Annotated in this window: 23 protein-coding genes; 14 read left to right on the top strand and 9 right to left on the bottom strand. The window is 69.3% G+C overall.

Going from position 1 to position 22734, the window contains the following annotated elements:
• Positions 1–318: 318 nt before the first annotated feature.
• Together tsf and rpsB are read right to left on the bottom strand one after the other, a co-directional pair.
• The gene (gene tsf / locus ACX93N_RS11495; protein WP_459428562.1) at positions 319–1176 is read right to left on the bottom strand and encodes a translation elongation factor Ts; all 858 of its coding nucleotides are present in this window, start codon (positions 1174–1176) and stop codon (positions 319–321) included.
• A gap of 151 nt (positions 1177–1327) precedes the next feature.
• A complete protein-coding gene (gene rpsB / locus ACX93N_RS11490; RefSeq protein WP_459428561.1) occupies positions 1328–2101 on the bottom strand; it encodes a 30S ribosomal protein S2 in 774 nt (257 codons plus the stop codon).
• Positions 2102–2392: 291 nt separating this feature from the next.
• Here rpsB and map point away from each other — a divergent pair, with 291 nt between their 5' ends.
• From map to dapE, 7 genes are all read left to right on the top strand, one after another.
• Positions 2393–3169, top strand: coding sequence for a type I methionyl aminopeptidase (gene map, locus ACX93N_RS11485; protein ID WP_459428560.1), 777 nt, complete (start codon positions 2393–2395; stop codon positions 3167–3169).
• A 19-nt stretch (positions 3170–3188) separates the two neighbouring features.
• The gene (gene glnD, locus ACX93N_RS11480) at positions 3189–5852 is read left to right on the top strand and encodes a [protein-PII] uridylyltransferase (protein ID WP_459428559.1); all 2664 of its coding nucleotides are present in this window, start codon (positions 3189–3191) and stop codon (positions 5850–5852) included.
• Complete coding sequence (dapC, locus tag ACX93N_RS11475) at positions 5849–7045, top strand: succinyldiaminopimelate transaminase (protein ID WP_459428558.1); 1197 nt, start codon at positions 5849–5851, stop codon at positions 7043–7045. The genes glnD and dapC overlap by 4 nt, the downstream gene beginning before the upstream one ends.
• Complete coding sequence (gene nth / locus ACX93N_RS11470) at positions 7042–7695, top strand: endonuclease III (protein ID WP_459428564.1); 654 nt, start codon at positions 7042–7044, stop codon at positions 7693–7695. Before dapC ends, nth begins: the two co-directional genes overlap by 4 nt.
• A gap of 77 nt (positions 7696–7772) precedes the next feature.
• Positions 7773–8129, top strand: coding sequence for an ArsC family reductase (locus ACX93N_RS11465; RefSeq protein WP_459428557.1), 357 nt, complete (start codon positions 7773–7775; stop codon positions 8127–8129).
• A 51-nt stretch (positions 8130–8180) separates the two neighbouring features.
• Complete coding sequence (gene dapD, locus ACX93N_RS11460) at positions 8181–9194, top strand: 2,3,4,5-tetrahydropyridine-2,6-dicarboxylate N-succinyltransferase (protein WP_459428556.1); 1014 nt, start codon at positions 8181–8183, stop codon at positions 9192–9194.
• A gap of 17 nt (positions 9195–9211) precedes the next feature.
• Positions 9212–10345 (top strand): succinyl-diaminopimelate desuccinylase, encoded by a 1134-nt coding sequence (gene dapE / locus ACX93N_RS11455; protein ID WP_459428555.1) that lies wholly within the window; start codon positions 9212–9214, stop codon positions 10343–10345.
• Here the strand turns inward: dapE and ACX93N_RS11450 are convergent.
• The 3 genes from ACX93N_RS11450 to ACX93N_RS11440 are packed head-to-tail and all read right to left on the bottom strand — an operon-like array spanning position 10331 to position 13008.
• Positions 10331–11131, bottom strand: coding sequence for an SDR family NAD(P)-dependent oxidoreductase (locus tag ACX93N_RS11450; RefSeq protein ID WP_459428554.1), 801 nt, complete (start codon positions 11129–11131; stop codon positions 10331–10333). The genes dapE and ACX93N_RS11450 overlap by 15 nt on opposite strands.
• Before the next feature lie 6 nt (positions 11132–11137).
• Positions 11138–11932 carry a class I SAM-dependent methyltransferase gene (locus ACX93N_RS11445; RefSeq protein ID WP_459428553.1) on the bottom strand — a complete coding sequence of 265 codons (795 nt, stop codon included), beginning with the start codon at positions 11930–11932 and terminating at the stop codon, positions 11138–11140.
• The gene (locus ACX93N_RS11440) at positions 11929–13008 is read right to left on the bottom strand and encodes a hypothetical protein (RefSeq protein ID WP_459428552.1); all 1080 of its coding nucleotides are present in this window, start codon (positions 13006–13008) and stop codon (positions 11929–11931) included. Before ACX93N_RS11440 ends, ACX93N_RS11445 begins: the two co-directional genes overlap by 4 nt.
• Before the next feature lie 87 nt (positions 13009–13095).
• On the opposite strand from ACX93N_RS11440, the gene ACX93N_RS11435 reads away from it, so the two are divergent.
• The gene (locus ACX93N_RS11435) at positions 13096–13581 is read left to right on the top strand and encodes a leucine-rich repeat domain-containing protein (protein WP_459428551.1); all 486 of its coding nucleotides are present in this window, start codon (positions 13096–13098) and stop codon (positions 13579–13581) included.
• A 144-nt stretch (positions 13582–13725) separates the two neighbouring features.
• Here ACX93N_RS11435 and ACX93N_RS11430 read toward each other — a convergent pair whose 3' ends face one another.
• Genes ACX93N_RS11430 through dapA form a run of 3 tightly spaced genes read right to left on the bottom strand, consistent with a single transcriptional unit; the run spans position 13726 to position 16416 of the window.
• A complete protein-coding gene (locus ACX93N_RS11430) occupies positions 13726–14490 on the bottom strand; it encodes an MBL fold metallo-hydrolase (RefSeq protein ID WP_459428550.1) in 765 nt (254 codons plus the stop codon).
• 10 nt (positions 14491–14500) lie between these two features.
• Positions 14501–15547: an outer membrane protein assembly factor BamC gene (gene bamC / locus ACX93N_RS11425; protein ID WP_459428549.1), complete on the bottom strand. Its 1047-nt coding sequence runs from the start codon at positions 15545–15547 to the stop codon at positions 14501–14503.
• Positions 15544–16416, bottom strand: coding sequence for a 4-hydroxy-tetrahydrodipicolinate synthase (dapA, locus tag ACX93N_RS11420; RefSeq protein WP_459428548.1), 873 nt, complete (start codon positions 16414–16416; stop codon positions 15544–15546). Before dapA ends, bamC begins: the two co-directional genes overlap by 4 nt.
• Before the next feature lie 328 nt (positions 16417–16744).
• On the opposite strand from dapA, the gene ACX93N_RS11415 reads away from it, so the two are divergent.
• From ACX93N_RS11415 to ACX93N_RS11395, 5 genes are all read left to right on the top strand, one after another.
• Positions 16745–17323: a DUF3806 domain-containing protein gene (locus tag ACX93N_RS11415; RefSeq protein ID WP_459428547.1), complete on the top strand. Its 579-nt coding sequence runs from the start codon at positions 16745–16747 to the stop codon at positions 17321–17323.
• A 141-nt stretch (positions 17324–17464) separates the two neighbouring features.
• Positions 17465–18589: an MlaE family ABC transporter permease gene (locus tag ACX93N_RS11410; RefSeq protein ID WP_459428546.1), complete on the top strand. Its 1125-nt coding sequence runs from the start codon at positions 17465–17467 to the stop codon at positions 18587–18589.
• Position 18590: 1 nt separating this feature from the next.
• A complete protein-coding gene (locus tag ACX93N_RS11405; RefSeq protein ID WP_459428545.1) occupies positions 18591–19367 on the top strand; it encodes an ABC transporter ATP-binding protein in 777 nt (258 codons plus the stop codon).
• The gene (locus tag ACX93N_RS11400; protein WP_459428544.1) at positions 19360–20328 is read left to right on the top strand and encodes an MlaD family protein; all 969 of its coding nucleotides are present in this window, start codon (positions 19360–19362) and stop codon (positions 20326–20328) included. Before ACX93N_RS11405 ends, ACX93N_RS11400 begins: the two co-directional genes overlap by 8 nt.
• 2 nt (positions 20329–20330) lie before the next feature.
• Entirely contained in the window at positions 20331–20915 is a 585-nt protein-coding gene (locus ACX93N_RS11395; protein ID WP_459428543.1) for a PqiC family protein, read from the top strand.
• 15 nt (positions 20916–20930) lie between these two features.
• On the opposite strand, the gene ACX93N_RS11390 is transcribed toward ACX93N_RS11395, so the two are convergent.
• A complete protein-coding gene (locus tag ACX93N_RS11390; RefSeq protein WP_459428542.1) occupies positions 20931–21788 on the bottom strand; it encodes an HpcH/HpaI aldolase/citrate lyase family protein in 858 nt (285 codons plus the stop codon).
• An 85-nt stretch (positions 21789–21873) separates the two neighbouring features.
• Here ACX93N_RS11390 and ACX93N_RS11385 point away from each other — a divergent pair, with 85 nt between their 5' ends.
• Positions 21874–22731 (top strand): mechanosensitive ion channel family protein, encoded by an 858-nt coding sequence (locus tag ACX93N_RS11385; RefSeq protein WP_459428541.1) that lies wholly within the window; start codon positions 21874–21876, stop codon positions 22729–22731.
• Positions 22732–22734: the final 3 nt, after the last annotated feature.

The following is a 22734-nucleotide window of genomic DNA, read 5'->3' as shown; positions in this document are numbered from 1 at the left end:
TCCTTGGGGTTTTTTTTTCTGGTTTGTTGTGGGGGGGCCCCCCCCGTCCCCCCCCAGGGCTGCTTTTTGGGGGGCCCCCTCACAACCCCCGCCCCTACCGCTTCAGCATTCAAAGTACGCTGGGCCCAAGGGGCGAGGGCGGGAGTCTTCTCTCACAAAGCGTGTATCGGGGAGCGACTGGGGGCATCCTCCAGCAGCCGGCCCGGAACGCAACCTGCCGGGAAATCGGCCTTTGCACTGAATCGCTACGCACCCTGCAACATTGCAAAGCGCAAAAAAAACGGGGCCAGGGCCCCGTTTCCGTCAACGCTGCGGCCCTCAGCCGCCCAGCTGGGCTGCGACCTCGGCGGCGAAGTCGACTTCTTCCTTCTCGATGCCCTCGCCCACCTCGAAGCGGCAGAAGCCCGCCACGGAGGCGCCGGCAGCGGAGACCAGCTTGCCGACCCTGGTCTCCGGATCCTTGACGAAGGGCTGCTCGACGAGGCTGTTCTCGGCGAGGAACTTCTTGATCCGCCCGCCGATCATCTTCTCGACGATCTCCGGCGGCTTCCCGGAGTCGAGGGCCTGCGCCGTGTAGATCTCCTTCTCCTTGGCGACCAGCTCTTCCGGCATGTCGTCCGGCGATACCACCTGCGGGTTCACCGCGGCGACGTGCATGGCGACGTCGCGGGCCAGGTCCTGGTCACCGCCCTGCAGCTGCACCAGCACCGCGATGCGGTTGTTACCGTGCACGTAGGAGCCGACCACACCGTCACTGGCTTCCTGCAGCGCTACCCGGCGCACGCTGATGTTCTCGCCGATCTTCTGGACGAGGCCTTCGCGCGCCTGCTCCAGCTCCCCTTCCATGAGTGCGGCGACATCCTCCTGGCGTTCACTGAAGGCCTTCTCGAGGACGCTGTCCACGAAGCCGAGGAAGCTGCCATCGCGAGCGACGAAATCGGTCTCGCTGTTGACCTCGACAAGCACGCCGTAGCTGCCGTCCTCGGCCACGCGGGCAGCGACGACGCCGTCGGCAGCGGTCCGGCCGGCTTTTTTCGCCGCCTTCATGCCGCTGGACTTGCGCAGTTCCTCGATCGCCTTCTCGATGTCGCCATCGGCGGCGGCGAGGGCCTTCTTGCATTCGAGCAGGCCGAGCCCGGTCCGCTCCCGAAGTTCCTTGACCAATGCTGCAGACATTGCAGTACCTCCTGCGGTGTCGACCCGGCGCTGCCGGGCCGGTCAAAATCCTGTCTAAACCGACATTCTGTCTAAACGTTGAGGGCCCGCCCGGCAATGCCGGCGGGCCCGTACCCTGTCGCGTGCTGGCGGCGCGCTGCCGCCGGAAGAATCAGCCCGCGTCGGCGGCCTCGGCAGCGGCGTCGTCAGACGCGGCGGCGGGCTCTTCCACGAACTCGTCCGCGGCGGCCACGGCCTCGCCGGACTCCACGCGGCCGGCGATGCAGGCATCGGCGACGGTTGTCACGTAGAGCTTGATGGCGCGGATCGCGTCATCGTTCCCGGGGATCACGTAGTCCACGCCATCCGGGTCGCTGTTGGTATCGACGATGCCGATGACCGGGATGCCCAGCTTGTTCGCCTCGGTGATGGCGATGCGCTCGTGGTCCACATCGACCACGAACAGCGCGTCCGGCAGGCCGCCCATGTCCTTGATACCGCCGATGCTGCGCTCGAGCTTCTCCATGTGCCGGGCGCGCATGAGCGCTTCCTTCTTGGTCAGCTTGGCGAAGGTGCCATCGGCCTGCTGGGCCTCGAGTTCGCGCAGACGCTTGATGGAGGCGCGGATCGTCTTGTAGTTGGTGAGCATGCCGCCCAGCCAGCGGTGGCTGACGTAGGGCATTCCTGCGCGCTGCGCCTGCTCCTTGATGATCTTGCCGGCGGCGCGCTTGGTGCCGACGAACAGGATCTTGTTCTTGTTGCCGGCCATGGTCTTGACCAGCGACAGCGCGTCGTTGAACGCGGGCACCGTGTGCTCGAGGTTGATGATGTGAATCTTGTTGCGGGCACCGAAGATGTACTGATCCATCTTGGGGTTCCAGAAACGGGTCTGGTGCCCGAAGTGCGCGCCGGCCTGCAGCAGGTCGCGCATGCTTACCTGGGACATGACAATTACCTTTTCTCGGGTTGGGTCCTCCACATGCCCCCGGCAACAAACCGTCACTGACGGCACCCTGGTGCGGGTTGCGGCATGTGTGCGTATTTACCGCGAGCTTCCGCGGCGCGCGCTTTATAGCACAGCGGGCCCGGGAAGGAAAGGCCGGCAGGGGCGACGCTGGCATCGGGCTTGCCTGGCGCGCCACGGCCCCGTTATCGGTGCCCCCTCCATGCGTTACACTACGCGGCCGGCATTACCCCGGGGCGCACGCCGGGGCCCATTCACGGCAACGGATGACCCATGGCTGTTTCAATCAAGTCGGCGGAAGAGCTGGAAAAAATGCGCGTGGCCGGCCGCCTCGCAGCGGAGGTCCTCGAAATGATCCGGCCGCAGGTCGTGCCCGGCGTGACCACCGGCGAACTGGACCGCATCTGCCACGATTACATTACCGGTACGCAAGAGGCCATCCCGGCGCCCCTGAACTACCACGGCTTCCCCCGCTCCATCTGCACCTCGGTGAACGACGTGGTCTGCCACGGCATTCCCAGCGAGAGCAAGAAACTCAAGAAGGGGGACATCGTGAACATCGATGTCACGGTCATCAAGGACGGCTTCCACGGCGATACCAGCATCATGGTCGGTGTCGGCGATATCGCGCCGCATGCCGAGCGCCTCGTGCGGGTGACGCAGGAATGCCTGTACCGGGCCATCGAGATCGTTCGACCGGGCACGCGGCTGGGGGACATCGGCGCCATCATCCAGCAGCACGCCGAGGCCAACCACTACTCGGTGGTCCGCGAGTACTGCGGCCACGGCATCGGCCGGGGCTTTCACGAGGACCCGCAGGTGCTGCACTACGGTCGTCGCGGCGAGGGGCTGGCCCTGGAGCCGGGCATGACCTTCACCATTGAGCCGATGATCAACGCCGGCCGCCGGCACACGCGGCTGAACCAGAAGGATGGCTGGACCGTCACCACCCGCGATGGCCGCCTCTCGGCCCAGTGGGAGCACACCATCGCGATCACCAGCGACGGCTGCGAGGTTCTCACCCGGCGCAGCGAAGAGCCGTTCAGCTAGGCGGCCGGCAACTTCTCCCATGGCACCGCTTCCCGAGCCCCTGTTTGACGCCGACGACTTCCGCAGCCGCGCTGCGGAACACGGCCTCGTCGCGGCCGGGCGCAGCATGCTGGCGGAGTGCAACGCCGCCCTCGACGCGGCCTTCACGGCGGGTGAACCGGCTGGCGCGCTGATCCGCGGCCGGGCGCTGGTCATCGACGGCCTGCTGTCAGAGCTCTGGTCGCGGGTGGACTGGGGCCCGGCGCCGCTGGCACTGGTCGCAGTCGGCGGCTACGGCCGGGGCGAACTGCACCCTCACTCGGACATCGACCTGCTGGTGCTTCACGGCGATGGCGCCGCGGTGCCCGAGGTCGCCGTAGAGCGTTTCGTGACGCTCCTCTGGGACCTCGGCCTGTCGCTGGGCCACAGCGTGCGCAGTGTCGATGAATGCACCCGGCGCGCCCGCGACGACATCACCATCCTCACCAACCTGCTCGAAGCCCGGCTGCTCGCCGGCGACGGCGCGCTGCTTGCGGAGCTGCGCGAGCGCACCAGCACCGGGCACATGTGGAGCGCCCGCGCCTTCCTCGAGGCCAAGCGCGAGGAGCAGGAATCCCGCCACGAAAAATTTGCCGACACGGAGTACAACCTCGAGCCAAACGTGAAAAGCTCCCCCGGCGGCCTGCGCGACCTGCAGCTCATCGGCTGGCTGGCGCGGCGCCACTTCGGCTGGAGCAGCGTCGAGGAACTGGCGGAGAACGGCCTGCTCACGGAAGAGGAGGCGCAGATCCTGCTACGCGGCCGGGAGTTCCTCTGGCAGGTACGCTACGCCCTGCACCTGCTCGCCGGCAGGGAGGAAGACCGCCTGCTCTTCGACCACCAGCGTGCCCTCGCCCGGCAGTGGGGGTTCACGGACGACGAGAAACTCGCCGTCGAGAAATTCATGCAGGTCTACTACCGCTGGGCCCTGGCCATCGCCCAGCTCAACGAACTCCTCCTGCAAACCTTTGACCAGGCCATCCTCGGCACCGACAGCGAGGACGAGGTCGAGACCATCAACGACAGCTTCGAGATCCGCAACGGCTACATCGCCGCCCGGCGCCCTGACCTGTTCAGCGAACGGCCGGGCGCTCTCCTCGAGGTTTTCCTCCTCGCCGGCAGCAACCCGGCTGTCAAGGGCATCGCCGCACCGACAATCCGGCTGATCCGCGAACACCGCCACCTGGTGGACGACGACTTCCGCGCGGATCCGGCCAACAAGGCCCTGTTTCTCGACATCCTCCGCTGCCCGCACCGCATGACGCGCCAGCTGCGGCGCATGTCGCGCTACGGCATCCTCGGCAAGTATTTGCCCGCCTTTGGACGCATCGTTGGGCAGATGCAGCATGACCTCTTCCACACCTACACGGTGGATGCACACACCCTGCAGGTGGTGGAGAACATGCGCCGCTTCCTGCGCCCGGAGAGCGACGAGCGCTTCCCGGTGACGGGCCGCGTGGCCCGGCGCCTGCCGAAGCTCGAGCTGCTCTATATCGCCGGTCTGTACCACGACATCGGCAAGGGCCGCGGCGGCGACCACTCGGAGCTCGGCGCCGTCGACGCCGAGGTCTTCTGCCGCGACCACGGCCTCAGCCGGCGGGACACGGAGCTGGTCAGCTGGCTGGTGCGCAACCACCTGCTCATGTCCGCCGTTTCCCAGCGCAAGGACATCTCGGACCCGGACGTGATCCAGCAGTTCGCCCGCCACGTGGGCACCCAGGAACGCCTCGATTACCTGTTCACCCTCACCGTCGCCGACATCACCGGCACCAACCCGACGCTGTGGAACGCCTGGCGGGGCAGCCTGCTGCGCCAGCTCTACGCCGAGACCAAGCGCGCGCTTCGCCGCGGCCTCGAGAACCCCATCGACAAGAACGAGTGGATCAAGGAGACACGCCGCGCCGCGATGGAGCTGCTGGAGTACCGCGGTTTTACCGAGGACGAGCTCGACACGCTCTGGGAACAGCGGGGCGAGGACTATTTCCTGCGCGAGCGCGCCGAGGATATTGCCTGGCACACGGAGGCGATCGCCGGCCACCACGACCGGGAGCAGCCGCTGGTGCTGGTGCGCAACACCGTCGAATCCAGCGTCGCCAACACCACGCAGATCTTCATCCATGCGCGCAGCGACAAGGGCACCTTTCCGCGCATCTGCGCCGAGCTCGAGCAGCTCGACCTCAGCGTCCACGACGCCCGGGTCTACAACGGCAGCGACGGGATGAGCCTCGACACCTTCTACGTGCTCGACTCCAGCGGCGCCCCCCTCGACGAGGAGGCCGGCCGCCTCAAGCACATCGGCGAGCACTTGAGCCGGGCGCTCGCGGACGAGGCCCGCGGCGTGGCCATCGTACAGCGGCACATGCCGCGGCAGATGCGCTCCTTCACCCTGCCCACGGAGACGTCCATGAGCACCGACGAGGCCAAGGGGGTCACGGTACTCGAGGTCATGTCGCCGGACCGGCCCGGGCTGCTCGCGCGCATCGGTGAGGTCTTCGTGCGCTACGGCGTCGTGCTGCAGGCGGCGAAGATCCAGACCCTGGGCGAGCGGGTGGAGGATGTCTTCTTCATCACCGACAACGCCCAGCGTCCGCTCACCGATCCGGCGCGCTGCCGCGACATCCAGGACGCGATCTGCCGCGAGCTCGACGGGCAGCAGGCGGCGTGAACCCGGACCTTACGCGGCTTCAGCCCTACCCCTTCGAGCGCCTGCGCGAGCTGTTCGCGGACCTGGCGCCACCGGCGGACAAACGCCCCATCGCCCTCTCCGTGGGCGAGCCGCAGCATGCCCCGCCGGCCGCGGTCTGCGACGTGCTCGCCGGCTCCCTCGACCGCCTCGCCCGCTACCCCGCCACCCGCGGTGACCTCGCCCTGCGCGAGGCAGTCGCGGATTGGCTGGCCGCGCGTCACGGCCTGCCGGCGCCCGACCCGGAGCGCCAGGTGCTTCCGGTGAACGGTACCCGGGAAGCCCTTTTCGCGATCGCGCAGGCCTGCGTGGACCGCAGCCGCCCGGCCCTGGTGGCGACGCCGAATCCCTTCTACCAGATCTACGAGGGGGCGGCGTTCCTCGCCGGTGCGGAGGTACGCTTCCTCGACCTCACCGCCGGGCGCGGCTTCCTGCCGGACCCGGACGACCTCACCCCGAAGGACTGGGAGCACTGCCAGCTCCTGTACCTGTGCACGCCAGGCAACCCTAGCGGCGCGGTGCTCTCCCGGGAGCAGCTCGCCGCCTTCGTGGAGCGGGCGCTTGCGCACGACGTGGTCCTGGTCAGCGACGAGTGCTACTCCGAGCTCTACGCCGACGAAAACGCCCCGCCGCCGGGGCTCCTGGACGCCTGCCACCTCGCCGGTAATCACGGCTACCGGAACTGCCTCAGCTTCCACAGCCTGTCAAAGCGCTCCAGCCTGCCGGGGCTGCGCTCGGGCTTCGTCGCCGGTGATGCGGCGCTCATCGAGGCCTTCACCCGCTACCGGACCTACCACGGCTGCGCCATGCCGCCGCATCATCAGCTCGCCAGCATCACCGCCTGGCGCGACGAAAGCCACGTGCGGGAGAACCGCGAGCGCTACCGTGAGAAATTTCGCGCTGTCCTCGACCTGCTCGGCGAACCGCTGGGGGTATCGCAGCCCCCCGCCGGCTTCTACCTCTGGCCCGAGACGCCGGTCGACGACCGGACCTTCGCCCGCCGCCTCTACGCGGAGGAGGGCGTCACCGTCCTCCCCGGGCGCTACCTCGGCCGCGACGCCGGCGCCGGCAACCCCGGCGCCGGCCGCGTACGCCTGGCGCTGGTCGCCGGGCTCGACGACTGCGTCGAGGCCGCCCGGCGCATCCGCGCCCTGCTGCAGCGGCTGTCGTGCTGAGCAAGCCGGAGCGGGTCGCCTTCATCCAGGCGAGGCTGGCGGAACTCTACCCGGACCCGCCGGCCCCCCTAGACCACAGCGACGCGTTCACACTGCTGGTGGCCGTGCTGCTCTCGGCCCAGTGCACGGATGAGCGCGTCAACCAGGTCACACCGGCCCTCTTTGCCCGGGCAGCCACACCCGGGGCCATGGCAGCGCTGCCGGAGGAGGAAATCCGCGCCCTGATCCGCCCCTGTGGGCTGTCGCCACAGAAGGCAAAGGCCATCAGGCGCCTGAGCGAGATCCTGGTCGAGGAGCACGGCAGCGCGGTGCCGGACGACATGGACGCCCTGGAGCGCCTGCCCGGCGTCGGCCACAAGACCGCCAGCGTGGTCATGGCGCAGGCCTTCGGCGTGCCCGCGTTCCCGGTGGACACGCATATCCACCGGCTGGCGCAGCGCTGGGGCCTGTCCTCCGGGAAGAACGTGGCGCAGACCGAGCGCGACCTGAAGCGCCTGTTCCCGCGGGAGGCCTGGAACGACCTGCACCTGCAGATCATCTTCTACGGCCGCGAGTTCTGCACGGCCCGCGGCTGCGACGGCCGGGTCTGCGAGATCTGCCGCACCTGCTACCCGGAGCGGAAGCACCCGAAAAAAACACGCAAGGCGTGAACCACCCGGCCGGTGCGACGCGGGGCCCCTTTTGCTATCCTCTCGGCCCCGAAGCGGCCCCCGGGAGGGCGCAAGCAGTGATCACGGTCTACGGCATCGGCAACTGCGACACGGTGCGCAAGGCGCGCCGCTGGCTGGAAGGGCACGGCATCGAGTACCGCTTCCACGACCTGCGCGAAGACGGTGTGGACCCGGCAGAGGTTGCGCGCTGGATCGACGAGCTCGGCCTCGACGCCGTCGTCAACCGCCGCAGCACGAGCTGGCGCGCCCTGCCCCCGGCGACCCGTGACGGGCTTGACGCAGCGAGCGCACCGGCCGTGATCGCCGAGCACCCCACCCTGGTCAAACGACCGCTGCTGGATCTGGGCACAGGCCTGCACACCGGTTTCCGGGAGACGGATTACGAACACCTTTTCGAACGTCACACGCTCTGAGTCACCCACCGCGCGACCAGCGGAACCAGCGGAACCAGTAAAGGAAACACCATGACCGACAGCGTTTTCGCCCTGGGCATCGGCCCGGGCACCCGGGACAGCCAGGGCAACTGGCTGGACGTGTTCTACCCGCAGCCGCTGCTCGCCCCGGCGCCGGACACCGCCGCACGGGTCCGTGCCTTCGCCAGTGCCGAACCCCTGCCCGCGGAAGCGCTCGCCGACCTCGCGGAGGCCGTCGCCGACGACCCGGCTATGGGTCCGCTCGCCGCGCGCCTGCGCGACAGCGGGCGGCCTGTGGCCTGCACGCTGCTCGAAAGCGACGCCGCCCCCACCTCGGTGCCGGAAGCCTACCTGAAGCTGCACCTGCTATCGCACCGCCTGGTGAAGCCGCACGGCACCAACCTCGAGGGGCTTTTCGGTCTGCTGCCCAACGTCGCCTGGACCGACGAGGGCCCCATCGCCCTGCCCGAGCTCGCCGACCGACAGCTCACCGCCCGGCTCGCCGGCCGGGTGCTCGAGGTGAGCTGTGTCGACAAGTTCCCGAAGATGACCAACTACGTGGTGCCCACCGGCGTGCGCATCGCGCACACGGCGCGGGTGCGCCTCGGCGCCTACCTCGGCGAGGGCACGACGGTCATGCACGAGGGTTTCATCAACTTCAACGCCGGGACGGACGGCCCCGGCATGATCGAGGGGCGCGTATCCGCGGGCGTCTTCGTGGGCGCCGAATCGGACCTCGGTGGCGGCTGCTCCACCATGGGCACGCTCTCCGGCGGCGGCAATATCGTGATTTCTGTCGGCCGCCAGTGCCTCATCGGCGCGAACGCGGGCATCGGCATTCCCCTCGGTGACCGCTGCACCGTGGAAGCGGGCCTCTTCGTCACGGCCGGCACCAAGGTGACGGTGCTGGACAGCGACGGACAGCCCGCGGAGACCGTGAAAGCCCGCGACCTCGCCGGCCTGTCTGATCTCCTGTTCCGCCGCAACTCGCTCAATGGCGCCGTCGAATGCCAGACCAACCGCAGCGCGGTGCAGCTCAACGCAGCGCTGCACAGCCACAACTAGCCGCCGCTTCCGTCACCGTGGACCCCGTCATCGCCCTCTGCCGTGACTTCATCAGCCGTCCCTCGGTCACCCCGGAGGACGCCGGCTGCCAGGTGCTGATGATGGACCGGCTCGCCGCCCTCGGCTTTCGCTGCACGCCCCTGCCCTTCGGCAACACCGAGAACTTCTGGGCGGAGCGCGGCGATCCCGCGGGTCCCCTGTTCGCCTTTGCCGGGCACACGGACGTCGTCCCGCCCGGACCGGCGGCTGCCTGGGAGAGCGACCCCTTCACGCCGACGGAAGAAAACGGCATGCTTCGCGGCCGCGGCGCGGCGGACATGAAGGGCAGCCTGGCGGCGATGATCGTCGCCACCGAGCGCTTCGTCAGCGCCAATCCGGACCACCGCGGCCGTATCGGTTTCCTCATCACCTCTGATGAGGAAGGGCCGGCGACGGACGGCACCGTTCGCGTGGTGCAATGGCTGGCCGAGCAGGGCACCACCATCGACTGGTGCCTGGTGGGCGAGCCTTCCAGCTCGGAACACATCGGCGACGTGGTCAAGAATGGCCGCCGCGGCTCGCTGGGCGCCACCCTCACGGTGCGCGGGGTGCAGGGGCACGTGGCCTACCCCCACCGGGCAGACAACCCGATCCACCGCGCCCTGCCCGCCCTCGCCGAACTCACCGCGCGGCACTGGGACAACGGCAACGACTTTTTCCCCCCGACCAGCCTGCAGCTCACCAATGCCCACGGCGGCACCGGCGCCACCAATGTCGTCCCCGGGGAATTCACGGCGCTGTTCAACTTCCGCTTTTCCACGGAGTCCACGGCAGACGGCCTGAAGGCCGCCACCGAGGAAATCCTCGACCGCCACGGCCTCGACTATCACCTGCACTGGACCCTGTTCGGGGAACCGTTCCTGACGCCCGAGGGCGAACTCGTCGCCGCCACGCAGGCGGCGATCCGTGCGGTCACCGGGCGGGAAACACTCCTGTCCACGGCGGGGGGCACGTCCGACGGGCGCTTCATCGCCCCAACCGGCGCCCAGGTGCTGGAACTCGGTCCGGTGAACGCCACCATTCACCAGGTGAACGAAACCGTGCGCTGTGAAGACCTGGTGACCCTCGCCGTGATCTACGAGGACATCCTGGAACGCCTACTGGCCGACTGAGCGCGCGAGCTTTTCGAGCGCACCGCTCACCATGGCGCGATTCTGCGCCCCGGGAACCAGCACCACCTCCGCGTCGGGGTCGTCCAGCGCGGCGAGGCTATCGGCGACCACCGCATCCGCCTCCATCCAGAGCTCTTCCGGCATGCGCGACGGGTCGAAGCCCTCGAAGGTCTCCCGGCTGTGGATCTCCGTGCGCGTGAGGCCCGGGCACAGGGCCTGGACGCGGATGCCGTGGCGCCCCTCCTCCGCCTGCAGTGACAGGGAGAAAGCACTGAGAAAGGCCTTCGTCGCACCATAGACTGCAGTGCTGGGCATGGGCAGGAAGGCACCGATAGAGGCGACGTTGATGACCTGCCCTCCGCCGGCCTCCCGCATGAAGGGGAGCGCTGCCCGCGTGAGGCGCAGCGTGGCGTCCTGGTGCAGGCGCACCATGGCCAGCTCCTGGTCGATGTCGCTCCCGGCAAAGGGTCCGAAAGTGCCGAAGCCCGCGTTGTTCACCAGCAGCTGCACCGGGCCGCGTTGGCGCACGGCCTCCACGACGCGGACCTGGCCCTCCACCGTGGCCAGGTCCGCGACCAGCGGCTCAACGGTGACCGTATCCGCCAGTTCCGCCGCCAGCGCCGCCAGCCGGTCGCCGCGGCGGGCCACCGCGAGAAGGTGACGGCAACGTGGCGCGAGCTGGCGCAGGAACGCCTCGCCGAGGCCGGAAGAGGCGCCGGTCACCAGGGCAATAGGCTTGTCATCGGGCTTGTCATCGAGCTTGTCATGGGTCGTTTCACCGGTCATGGAGGGTCACTCCCGTTGTGTCTTGTCGTGGTCGGGGTTCGGATAGACGTCGAAGCGCACGGCGCGCCCGGGCAGGCTGTGGGACGGACGGCGGCCGCCGAGGGGAGGCGCACGCCGCGGCCGCTTGACCACCACGCGCCGAACCGGCTGCGCCAGGGCCCATTCAACCAGCCCGCCCGCCGACGTCTCGTCGTCGTCGAGCAGGTATTGCAGCACGGTCATCGCCTTGCCGGAGGCCGCGCGTTTGCCGCCGAGTGGAAACATGGGATCGAGGTAGAGCGCGTCGGCCGCCGCGAGCGTCTCCGCCGGCAGGGTGCGCACGTCGGCGGCGACGAGCTGCAGGCGCCCGGCAACCTCCCGCAGCCAGGGATCGTCTGCACCCGCGGCGGCGGCCAGGGCCTCGGCGAGGAGCGCCGCGAGCACCGGCTGGCGCTCGCAGACCGTGACCTCGGCGCCGAGGTCCGCCAACACGAAGGCGTCGCGGGCGAAGCCGCCCGTACCGTCGATGATGCGTGCGCCCGGCGTGCGCCCCACGGCGAGGGCCCGGCCGATGGCCTCGTTGTGCCCGCCGCGGCGCCGGTGCCGCAGGGCCGCGTCATCGAAGCGACAGCGCACCGGCCCGGAGGCGCCGGGCCCCAGGGGCCGGAGCGCCGGGCCGGCGGCATCAACGAGCAGCAGCAGCTCCAGGTCGTCTCCCGGTTGCGACAGCAGGGGCAGCGACAGCGAGGCAGCGAGCCGGCGGGCCAGCGCGGGGTCGCCACCGTCGCCGAGGGCGACGGCGAGTCGTGGCTGACCGGTCACAGTTCCCCGGGGCGCAGGCCCAGGTGCAGGGGGTCACCCTCCAGGTCGACGGCGAGCTCGAGATTGTACGCCCGGTGGGAGAGGCCGTGCTTGTCGCGAAAGGCCAGCGCCCGCGGCTCGCCGCCCTCGGCGCCCTCCGTCAGCCAGCATTGGAGCGTATCGATCGACTGGCCCATCATCTTGAGGCCGCACACGCGGGCGAGACCTTCGCTGCGCTCCGCCACGAAAGCCGGCGCACCACCTTCGAAGTCACCCACGAGCAGTTGTCCGGGCTCCGCCGCCTCCAGCATACGTGCCAGCTCGATGGTGACCGTGCCGACGATGTAGCTGAACACGCTCGGGTTCACACCCTCGGCCTGGTAGAGCTCATAGTGGCTGCCGCAGTGGAAACCGGCGCGGATCACCGGCACGGTCTTGCCGCGGGAGGCGGCCCGGGCCAGGGCGTTGTCCAGCACCGTGAGCACGAGAAAGTCGAAGAGAAGCCGGTCCGCCTCGGGCCCCGTATCGCGGTTCCACACGTAGTAACCGTCGCCGGTGGTCGTGCGCGCGAAGTGGATCTCGAGGCCGAGCGCGGAGAGCTTGTTGTAGACCGAGTTCATGGAGTAGGACAGGCTGTTCAGCTGGCTGGCCTGCTCGAAGGGCGTGTGCAGCGAGAAATCGCAGATGTCGAAGAGCAGCACCCCCCGGCCCTCGACGAAGTTGAGACCGTAGCGGCGGATGAGTTGCTCCACCCCGTCGATCACCGGCGGCGTGTCCTCGAGCGGCAGCTCAAGCTTGATGAACGTCGGCGCGGCGCCGAGACGCTCGGCAATGGCAAAGAGTTCCTCCCTGGTCTTGCGCCGCCGCCCGGAGATCAGGCTGCGCACGTAGCGCTCGTTGTCCGCCGCGGCGGCCTTGCCCTCCCGGCCCGGCGCGCAGAAGTTGCCCAGGAAGTAATGCGGGACGAAAATCACCAGGAGCCCGTTCTGGTCACGGGACCAGCAGAGCACGATGTTCTGACCGAGGCGCCACTGGCGGCGCAGCGTGCGCTCGAGGCTCTGCAGGTTTCCTCGCTGTACGAGACTGATGGCTTCCACGGGGACGGTACTCCTGGCACAACGCCGCTGCGGCCGGCGCCGCGTGCTATGCTACCACGACCCGCGGCAGCCCGGATGGAACCGCCCATGCGATCGTACTCCCCCGCCCCGCTGCTTGCCGCCCTCCTCGTCACGGGTTGCGCCGATTACGCCGTGACCTTCAACGAGCGAACGCTCTATACCCCGCCAGCCCTGTTCCGCGATTTCTCGCTACCTGACGAGGCCCTGCGCGAGTGCGTCATCCAGCACATCATCGACGGGGAGATCACCAGCGCCGAGGGCCTCACACTGCTGGACTGCAGCCAGGCCGGCATCCGTGACCTCACCGGTCTGGAGCTGTTCACGGGCCTCACGCGGGTGCGCCTTTCCGGCAACGCGATCAAGGACGTGACACCGCTTGCCGCAGCGACCGGCCTCGAGATTCTGCTGCTCGCTGACAACCGTATCCGCGACCCATCGGCCCTTTTAGCGCTGGAACGCCTCGAGCGCCTCGACCTGTCGGGCAACGACCGGCTGACCTGCCCTTCACCCCTGCCCGCCATCGGCGAACTCACCCTGCCCGACCACTGCTGAGACCACGCCGGTAGATCGTGAATTCCCGGAGCAGCTGCGGGAGGATGCCCCCAGTCGCTCCCCGATACACGCTTTGTGGGGGCATCCTCCCGCACCCGCTCCTACCGCTCCGGCACTGCCCGGATGCCCGCAAGGCTTCCGGGCTCACCCATCGAGCGAAAGCCAGCCGAAGCCGTCGCCCTGGCACGCCCAGTGTGCACGCTCGAGCCAGGCCGGGTGCTCCGCGGCGAGCACCTCGCGAACGGCGGCCCGGCTGTTGTTCTGCTCGCTCATGTGGGCGATGACCAGGTGCTGAAGCGCCGGGCCGTCGAGGGCCGCGAGGAGCCGGCTGGCCTGGCGGTTGTTGAGGTGGCCCCAGTCGCCGCCGACGCGGCGCTTGAGCGCTGGCGGGTATTCGCCCGCGGCGAGCATGGCAGTGTCGTGATTGAACTCGAGCACCAGCCCCTGGCAGCCGCGGTAGGCATCCACCACGTGGGGCGTGACGCTGCCGAGGTCGGTCAGCACGCCGAGCTCGCATCCGCCGGCGGCGAGGCGGTACTGACAGGGCTCGCGGGCATCGTGGGGCACGGCCACCGAGCGCACGGTCATGCTGCCCACGGTGAACACCTCCCCCGCGTTGAAACGCTCGAGCGCGGCGCACTCGCCGAGACGGCCGCTGGCGAGGGTGCCATGGCTCGCATAGACGGGGATAGCGTGGCCACGGGACAGGGTGCCGACGCCGGCGGCGTGGTCGCTGTGCTCGTGGGTGACCAGGATGGCGTCGAGATCGTCCGGGGCCAGCCCGAGGCGGGCCAGGCGCCGGGTCGTTTCGCGGAGGGAGAAACCGCAGTCGATAAGCAGGCAGGTGGCACCACTGGCGACGACCGTCCCGTTGCCCTTGCTGCCGCTGCCGAGAGAGGCGACGCGCACGGCTGCCGCCCTAGTTGATGTTGCCCTGGATCCTCGCAAGGAGCGACTGGTGCTGACGCTTCTCGAGCGGCTCCCGGTCATCGTCCCGGGCCAGGCGGATTTCAACCGCATCGCCGCCCACGGCGTCGACGGTGAGGAGGAATTTCCGGTCCGCGAGCGGGTGATCCTCGTCGCCGCCGGTCAGCCAGTCGAGCCAGCCGCCCTCGTCCTCCTTGCTCGGGCCGAGGAAGCGCAGGTAGTAGCGGCCCGCACTGCGGTCACGGTCCGTGATCTCGAAAGAGGCATCCTCCAGGGCCAGGGCAAGGGATGCCCAGGCGCGGTTGAAGGGCAGACCGAGGGCGATGTAGGTCTCGCCGTCGTCGTCCTCCTCGAGGGAAATGCGGCCGCCGGCGCTGATCGCCTGGTCTGCCATCATCGAGACCGGGGCGGTCTCGGCGCTGTTGGCGATGTACTGCGCGACACTGCGGAGCATGTCCGCTTCCTGGGCGAGATCGTCGGACACCGGTGGCCATTCGTTGTCTTCGCCGAGGCGCGACTTCTGCAGCACGTGCAGCTCACTGGTGCCGCGCTGGACGCCCCGCTCGATGCGGAAGCGGAAACGGGACTCGCCGCTGGCATCCTGCAGCTGCAGCCAGTCGGACTCGATGATGCCCTGGCGGGCATCTGCCCGGGCCACCTGCACGCCGGCGGCGGAGAGGAAGCTGCGCACCTGCGGCCAGAGCTGCCCCGGTGCGACACCGATGAGCGCCCAGCTGTCCTCGCCGAGCTTCTGGATGCGCACCAGCTGCTCCGCGGCACCGGCGGCGAGCGGTGCGGGCCTCGGCACCTCGAACTCGCCCGCCAGCAGCAGGTCGTTGCGCACCGGCGGGATGGCGTAGAGCTCCTCGAGGGCCGAGCTGTCCATGCCCGGCGGCACATCGATCACGGCGAGTTCCATCGCGTCGCGATAGGCCTGGGACCGGTCGCGGAAGAAACCGTCATCACCGAAGAGGTAACCGCAGCCGCCGAGGGCCGCGGCAAGCAGTCCGATCGCGAGGACGGGCGCAGCACGCCTCATGCCATGACTCCCGCCAGCGCATCGCGCACCACCGCCTCGAGCTTGTGGTCCAGCGGCGTCAGCGGCAGACGGATGCCGGAGCCAATGATCCCCAAATGGGCCAGCGCCCATTTCACGGGGATCGGGTTCGGCTCGAGGAACAGCGCGGAGGTCAGCGCTGCAAGGCGCTCGTCGATGGCGGCCGCCTCCTTCGCATCGCCGGCGATCGCCGCCCGACAGAGCGCGGCCATGAGTTCGGGGACAACGTTGGCGGTAACGGAGACGTTACCGTGTCCCCCGGCAAGCATCAGCTCGCGGGCCGTCGGGTCGTCGCCGGAATAGACCGCGAAGCCCTCGGGCGCGCGGGCGAGCAGGTCGCGGGCCCGCTCGATGTTGCCGGTGGCGTCCTTGATACCGATGATGTTCTCGTGCCGCGACAGTGCAAGGGTCGTGTCATTGCCGAGGTCGACGCCGCAGCGTGCCGGGACGTTGTAGAGAAGCTGGGGGATGGACACCGCCTCGGCAACAGCCCGGAAGTGCTCGTACATGCCGGCCTGGGTGGGCCGGTTGTAATAGGGCGTGACCAGCAGGCAGGCGTCTGCCCCGGCCTCGGCGGCGGCGCGGGTCAGTTCGATGGCCTCGCTGGTCGCGTTGGCACCGGTCCCGGCGATGACCGGAATCCGCCCGGCGACGTACTCGACGCAGTGGCGGATGATGGCCATGTGCTCGGGCACGGAAAGGGTCGAGCTTTCCCCCGTCGTGCCGGTGACGCCGATCGCGGCGGTACCCGAAGCTATGTGGAGATCCAGGAGCCGCTCGAGCGCCGCCCAGTCGAGACTGCCGTCAGCGTGCATCGGTGTGACGAGGGCGACGATACTGCCAGTGATCATGCGAGGACTCCGGGGGACGGGACAGGCGTGCGGCGCTCCGCGGCCGCACCGCGCCAAAGGCGCAATTATCCACGCCGCGGCCCCGAACACAACCGGATTGCGCTTCTTCGCACGATTCCAGGTGGAAGTGCGGGAACCTTTCCCCGGCCCCGCCCCGATGCACGCTCTGTGAGAAGAGTTCCCCGCGCTCACCCCTCGCGCGTGGCGTACTGCCGGCAGGATTAAAAGAAACCGCCCCGGAAACCGGCGAAGCGGCCGGATTGAGCGTCGCCGCCGCCCGCGCTACTCTCTCCGCAGGATGTTGCCCGGTACCGCCAGCATGGCCACGATGCTTCTCTTAAACCGTTTCCTTGCCCGCCTCGTCCGGGCCCGCCCGACGCTGGGCGGTCTGTCGCCTGTACTTGCGCTCTGCGCCCTGCTCTGCCCCCTGGGCGCAGCGCCTGCGGTCGCCCAGGGCGCAGGGCAGGGCGCCGGCATGGAAGCGCGCATCGGCGAGCTGACGGACCTCGACCGCCGCTACCTGGCACAGCAGCGCGAGGACCTCGAGGATCTCGCGCGCAGCGAGCTGGGCGCCTTTTTTACGGGGGATCCGGCCAACGACATCGCCCTGATGCAGCGCCTCCTCGACGAGGGCCTTGTCACCGCCGATGACCGGCGGCGGCTGCAGGCCATGGGCGTGGTGCTCGGCGACCTCCTAGCACAGGCGCTCGACATGCACTGGGTCATCTACGAGGACCAAGTCGGTCGCAGCCGGGCGCTGCGCTACCGGCAGAGCGACAACTACCTGTTCCCGGCCACCATGGTCTCCCGGCGCCGGGAAGCCGGTGATCTTACCCCGGTGCAGGAAATCTACGACAAGGCCGTGGGCATCATCCGGCCCCTGCAGGACCCGCTGCCATTCCAGTAAGCAGGTACCGGCAGGAAGCCGGCGCAACACAATCCGCGAGCCGAAGACCGGCGGGCACCACCCCGCGCCACGATGGCACTTCGCCGGAAGCGGCCGTAGACTGGCCCCTCACCGGTAGGAACAGACAGGTAACGCGCCGCGGTGGCTGCCCCTGAACCCAGCTGTGACCTGATCGTCGAGGCCGAGGCGACACGCCTTCGCCTCGCCGGTTCCTGGCGCAGCGCCGCGCTGCCGGACACCGACGCGGTCCTGGCCCGGCTCCGGAACGGGCCGCCGGCGCGGCTCGACGTGGAGGCCGATGCCGTCGTCGACTGGGACTCCCGGCTTCCTGCGTTCCTGCTCCTGGCCCATGAGGTCTGCCGGTCATCAGGGGGCAGCATTGCCTGGCGGGACCTGCCCGAGGGCCTCGCCGCGCTGCTGCAACTGGCCACGGCCACAGCTCCCGCCGAACCCTCCTCCGTGCCGCGCCACGGGCTGCTTTCCCGCGCCGCCCTGCGGCAGCATTTGCACGAGATCGGCGAGGAGGTCCTCGATTCCCTCGCCTTCCTCGGTGATGCCCTGCGCGCCAGCCTGCGCGCCTTCCTTCCCGGCTCGGCCACCCGCTGGGTGGACCTTCGGGACTGCCTCTACCAGGCCGGCCCGGATGCCCTCCCCATCATCACCCTGACCAGCGTGCTGGTCGGCATGATCCTCGCCTACCTCGGCGCCGTGCAGTTGCAGCAGTTCGGCGCGGAGGTCTACGTCGCCGACCTGGTGGCCATCGGCATGCTGCGGGAAATGGGTGCCTTGATGACCGCGGTGGTCATGGCCGGACGGACCGGCGCCGCCTACGCGGCACAGCTCGGCACCATGCAGGTCAACGAGGAGGTGGACGCCATCACCACCCTCGGCCTCTCGCCGCTGGAATTCCTGGTGGCGCCGCGCATGCTCGCCCTCGTCGCGACCATGCCGCTGCTGATCATCTATGCCGATCTGCTCGGCATCGTCGGCGGCGGCATCGTGGCCGGGGGCATGGGCATCAGCGCCCTGCAGTACCTGAGCCAGCTGGAGAACGCCTTTTCTCTTACCCATGCCCTGGTGGGCCTCACCAAGGGGGTGGTCTTCGCCTTCCTCATCGCCCTCGCGGGCTGCCGCGCCGGCATGAACGCCGGGCGCAATGCGGCGGCCGTGGGCCGCGCGACCACCGAGGCGGTCGTCACCGCCATCGTCTATCTCATCGTGGCGGACGCGGGCATGAACATCCTCTGCCAGCAGCTGGGGATCTGACGTGGAGAGCGCTCAGCCCGCCATTTCCGTCGAGGGACTGACCATGGCCTTCGGCAGCAGAGTGCTGCAGCGGGACCTCACCTTCGACATCCAGCGCGGCGACATCTTCGTCATCATGGGCGGCTCGGGCTGTGGCAAGAGCACCCTGCTCAAGCACCTCCTGGGGCTCCTGCGCCCCGCCGCCGGCGACATCCGCTACGGCGACGAGAGCCTGGTCAGCGCCGACGCCCGCGCGCGCCGACGCCTGCGCCGCAGCTGGGGCATCACCTACCAGGCGGGGGCCCTGCTCAGCGCCATGACGCTCGCCGAGAACGTCGCCCTGCCGCTGACGCAGTACACGGATTACAGCGCCGACACCATCGACGCGATCGTGCGCTACAAGCTCGCGCTGGTCGGGCTCGCGGGCTACGAGGACTACCAGCCGTCGTCGATTTCCGGCGGCATGCGCAAGCGCGCCGCGCTGGCCCGGGCCATCGCCCTGGACCCGGAGATCCTGTTTTTCGACGAGCCCTCCGCGGGCCTTGACCCGATCAGCTCGCGGCGCCTCGACGACCTTATCCTGGAGCTGAAAGAGTCCACGGGCGCCACGGTCGTCCTGGTGACCCACGAACTGCCGAGCATCTTCGGCATCGCGACCGACTCGGTGTTTCTCGACGCGGGGTCCGGGACCATGATCGACGGCGGCGACCCGCGCTGGCTGCGCGATCACAGCAGCCAGCCGCTGGTGCGGCAATTCCTCAACCGGTCCGCGGAACTGGAGGACATACCCCATGGATGAACGCAGGCACAGTGTGCTCATCGGCGCTTTCGTCGTCGGTGCCCTGCTGGTTGCCCTCGGCGCGGCCCTGTTCTTCGGCGGCGCCGGCTTCGGAGGTCAGCGCGACAGGGTCGTCATGGTCTTCGACGGGTCGGTCAAGGGGCTCAATGTCGGCGCACCCGTCGCCCTGCGCGGCGTGACCATCGGCCAGGTCACGGACATCCAGCTGGTACTGTCCACCGACCGCCCCGAGATCACCATGATCGTCGAGGCCGAGCTGGCCGCCGACAACGTCCTGGTCCGCGGGCAGGAGCTTGGGCGTCGCGACATGCTCGACTATCTCGTCGACAATGGCCTGCGTGCCCAGCTCAACATGCAGAGCGTGCTCACCGGTCTCCTCTACGTGCAGATGGACTTCCACCCGGACAGCGAGGTGATCGTGGCCGATCTCGACTCCCCCTACGCGCAGATCCCCACGATCCCGACGGAGCTCGAGATCCTGCGCAGGACCCTGCTGTCCATTGATTACGCGGCCATGGCCGAAGCGGCGCAGAGCATCGTCAACGGTCTGCGTGCCTTCGTCGAGGACGAGGACTTTCTTGCCCTGCCCGGTGAGCTGCGCAGCACCCTGGCCTCCCTGGAGGCCGCCGGCAGACGCCTCGACGACAGCCTCGCCGCGCTGTCGCCCGAGCTCAGCCGGACCCTGGGCAGCGTGGGTGATGCGGCGACGGGGGTTAGCGATGCCCTGCCAACGCTGACCAACGACCTGGCGGCCGCGCTGGCCGGCCTCGAGGAGGCTCTGCGGGCGACCCGCGATGCCATGGGCGGCCTCGGCCGGCAGGTCGCTGACGACTCGCCCACGCTGCAGCAACTGGGGGCAACGCTGCGCGAGCTATCCCGCGCCAGCCGCTCCCTGCAGGGCGTCCTGCAGACCCTGGAAGATCAACCGGATGCGCTCCTTCGCGGGCGCCGGGAGAAGTGACCGTGAAGCCCAGCCCCCGCCGCCTGCTCGCCCCGCTCCTGGCCCTGTTACTCGCCACCGGCTGCGCCAGCCCGCTGGAACTGCGCTACGTTACCCTGGCGCCGGCCGCCGAGCCCGCCGCCCGCGGCGACGGACCGGCGCTCGCGGTGGGGCCCGTGACCCTGCCCGACTATCTCCTGCGCGGTGACCTGGCCGAGCGCCTCGGCCCCCATCGCATCAGCTACCGTCGGGACCGCCGCTGGGCCGAGGCCCTGGACCATGGAATCCAGCGGGTACTGGTCGCGAACCTGGCGGCACGCCTCGATTCGGCGGCAGTAAGGCAATTCCCGGGGCCGGCCCCGGCCGCGGACCGCCGCGTCAGCCTGGTGGTGCATCGCTTTGAGACCGAGACGGCGATGGCGGTCGCCATCGTGGACTGGACCCTGCACGGCGGCAGCGGCGAAAACGACCTCGCTCACGGCACTTTCGAGGCGCGGGAACCGCTGGCCGACGACCGCGCCGCCACGCAGGCTGCCGCGCTCAGCGCGCTGCTTTCCGCCCTGGCTGCCGAGCTCGCAGCGGCGGTCACCGGCGCCGGGGGCAGCTAGCGGCCCGGCTCCCGGTCAGTCGCTGCCGAGGCGCTCACCGAGGCGCAGCAGGCGCCGCGCCTCGTCGACGTGCATGGTCTCGATCAGCTTGCCATCCAGTACCGCGAGCCCCTTGCCCGCCACCTCTGCTTCCTCCCACGCTGCCAGCAGGCGGCGGGCGTGCCCGAGCGCCGCCGGGTCGGGCCCGAACACCCGGTTGGCCACCGGGACCTGGGCCGGGTGGATCAAGGACTTTCCGTCGAAGCCGAGGGCCCGGCCGTGCTCGCACTCGGCAGCGAGCAGCGCCTCGTCATCGAGAACGAGGCTGACACCGTCAAGCACCGGGATGCCGGCGCAGCGCGCCGCGAGCACCGCCTGCGACAGCGCGTACGCGAGCCCTTCCCGGGCCCGGCCGGCGGGCAGGCGCAGCGCGGTGGCAAGATCCGTGGTACCGAGGACGAGCACCGCAACGGCCGGGTGCGCAGCGATGCTCGCGGCATTGGCGACGCCCAGGGGCGTTTCCAGCATCGCCCAGAGCGGAAGCTCCTCGCGACCGGCCGCGGCCAGCCGGGCCAGGACCGCGTCCACCGCGTCCACCGTCTCCACCTTGGGCAGGCAGAGCTGCGCAAGGGGCGCCCGGGCCAGGGCATCGAGGTCGTCCGCACCCCAGGGCGTCTCCAGGCTGTTGCAGCGGACCGCGACGGGGCGCTCGCCATAACCGCCCGCGGCGAGCTGGGCGCAGGCCTGTGCCCGGGCCTCGGCCTTTGCCGCCGGGGCCACCGCGTCCTCGAGGTCGAAGATAAGCGCGTCGGCGGCCAGCCCGCGGGCCTTGTCCATGGCGCGCTGGTTGCTCGCGGGCATGAACAGGACGGAGCGAAGCGGTGTTTCGTGCATGGCGGGTCAGGGCTCGCGGTGTCATATACAGGTCGGGCGTCGCAGACTATTATCCTGCATTCCGTAGCGCAACCGGAGCATTCGAATGATGGATTTCAGCAGCCTGGACCTGAACGCGCTGGTCAACGATTACGCCATCCCGTGGGGCATCCGCATCGTTTTCGCCCTCGTCATCTTCTACCTCGGGCGGGGTGTGGTCGCCCTGGTCGTCCGCGGCGTGGAGAAGGTCCTCGAGCGACAGAAGGTCGACGAGGCCCTCGTCGGCTTCATGACCTCGATCCTGCGCTGGCTGCTGCTCCTGTTCGTCGTCATCGCCGCGCTCTCCCAGCTCGGGATCGATACGACCTCGCTTATCGCGCTGCTCGGTGCGGCGGGCCTCGCCGTCGGGCTCGCCCTGCAGGGCTCGCTGGCAAACTTCGCCGCGGGCGTGCTGATCATCATCTTCCGGCCGTTCACCCGCGGCGACTTCATCGACGCCGGTGGCGCCATGGGTACCGTCGACAAGATCAGCATCTTCACGACGATCCTGACCACCCCGGACAACAAGGAAGTGATCGTACCCAACGGCAGCATCATCGGCGGCGTGATCACCAACTTCTCGGCGCGGCCGACACGGCGGGTCGACATGGTGTTCGGCATCGCCTACGACGATGACCTGCGCAAGGCGCGGCAGATTCTCGAGGAGATCATCGCCGCAGACGACCGCGTCCTGGCGGACCCGGCACCCGTGATCACCGTGGGCCAACTCGCCGACTCGAGCGTCAACTTCCTCGTGCGCCCCTGGGTGAACGCAGCCGATTACTGGGCAGTGCTCTGGGATACCACGGAGACAGTCAAGCTGCGCTTTGACGAGGCGGGGATTACCATCCCCTTCCCGCAGCGCGAGGTACACCTCCGGCAGCCGGCGCCGACCGCCAACGACCAGGCGCCCGCTGCCGACTGAGTG

The organism is Pseudohaliea sp. (assembly GCF_054552115.1).
This window is presented reverse-complemented; position numbering and strand designations above follow the sequence as displayed.

Coding starts and splice junctions, on each gene's coding strand:
- ACX93N_RS11415 (WP_459428547.1), top strand. CDS start 16,745: ATGCTTCTCTTAAACCGTTTCCTTGCCCGCCTCGTCCGGGCCCGCCCG.
- bamC (WP_459428549.1), bottom strand. CDS start 15,547: ATGAGGCGTGCTGCGCCCGTCCTCGCGATCGGACTGCTTGCCGCGGCC.
- tsf (WP_459428562.1), bottom strand. CDS start 1,176: ATGTCTGCAGCATTGGTCAAGGAACTTCGGGAGCGGACCGGGCTCGGC.
- rpsB (WP_459428561.1), bottom strand. CDS start 2,101: ATGTCCCAGGTAAGCATGCGCGACCTGCTGCAGGCCGGCGCGCACTTC.
- glnD (WP_459428559.1), top strand. CDS start 3,189: ATGGCACCGCTTCCCGAGCCCCTGTTTGACGCCGACGACTTCCGCAGC.
- map (WP_459428560.1), top strand. CDS start 2,393: ATGGCTGTTTCAATCAAGTCGGCGGAAGAGCTGGAAAAAATGCGCGTG.
- ACX93N_RS11400 (WP_459428544.1), top strand. CDS start 19,360: ATGGATGAACGCAGGCACAGTGTGCTCATCGGCGCTTTCGTCGTCGGT.
- ACX93N_RS11390 (WP_459428542.1), bottom strand. CDS start 21,788: ATGCACGAAACACCGCTTCGCTCCGTCCTGTTCATGCCCGCGAGCAAC.
- dapA (WP_459428548.1), bottom strand. CDS start 16,416: ATGATCACTGGCAGTATCGTCGCCCTCGTCACACCGATGCACGCTGAC.
- dapD (WP_459428556.1), top strand. CDS start 8,181: ATGACCGACAGCGTTTTCGCCCTGGGCATCGGCCCGGGCACCCGGGAC.
- ACX93N_RS11450 (WP_459428554.1), bottom strand. CDS start 11,131: ATGACCGGTGAAACGACCCATGACAAGCTCGATGACAAGCCCGATGAC.
- ACX93N_RS11435 (WP_459428551.1), top strand. CDS start 13,096: ATGCGATCGTACTCCCCCGCCCCGCTGCTTGCCGCCCTCCTCGTCACG.
- ACX93N_RS11385 (WP_459428541.1), top strand. CDS start 21,874: ATGATGGATTTCAGCAGCCTGGACCTGAACGCGCTGGTCAACGATTAC.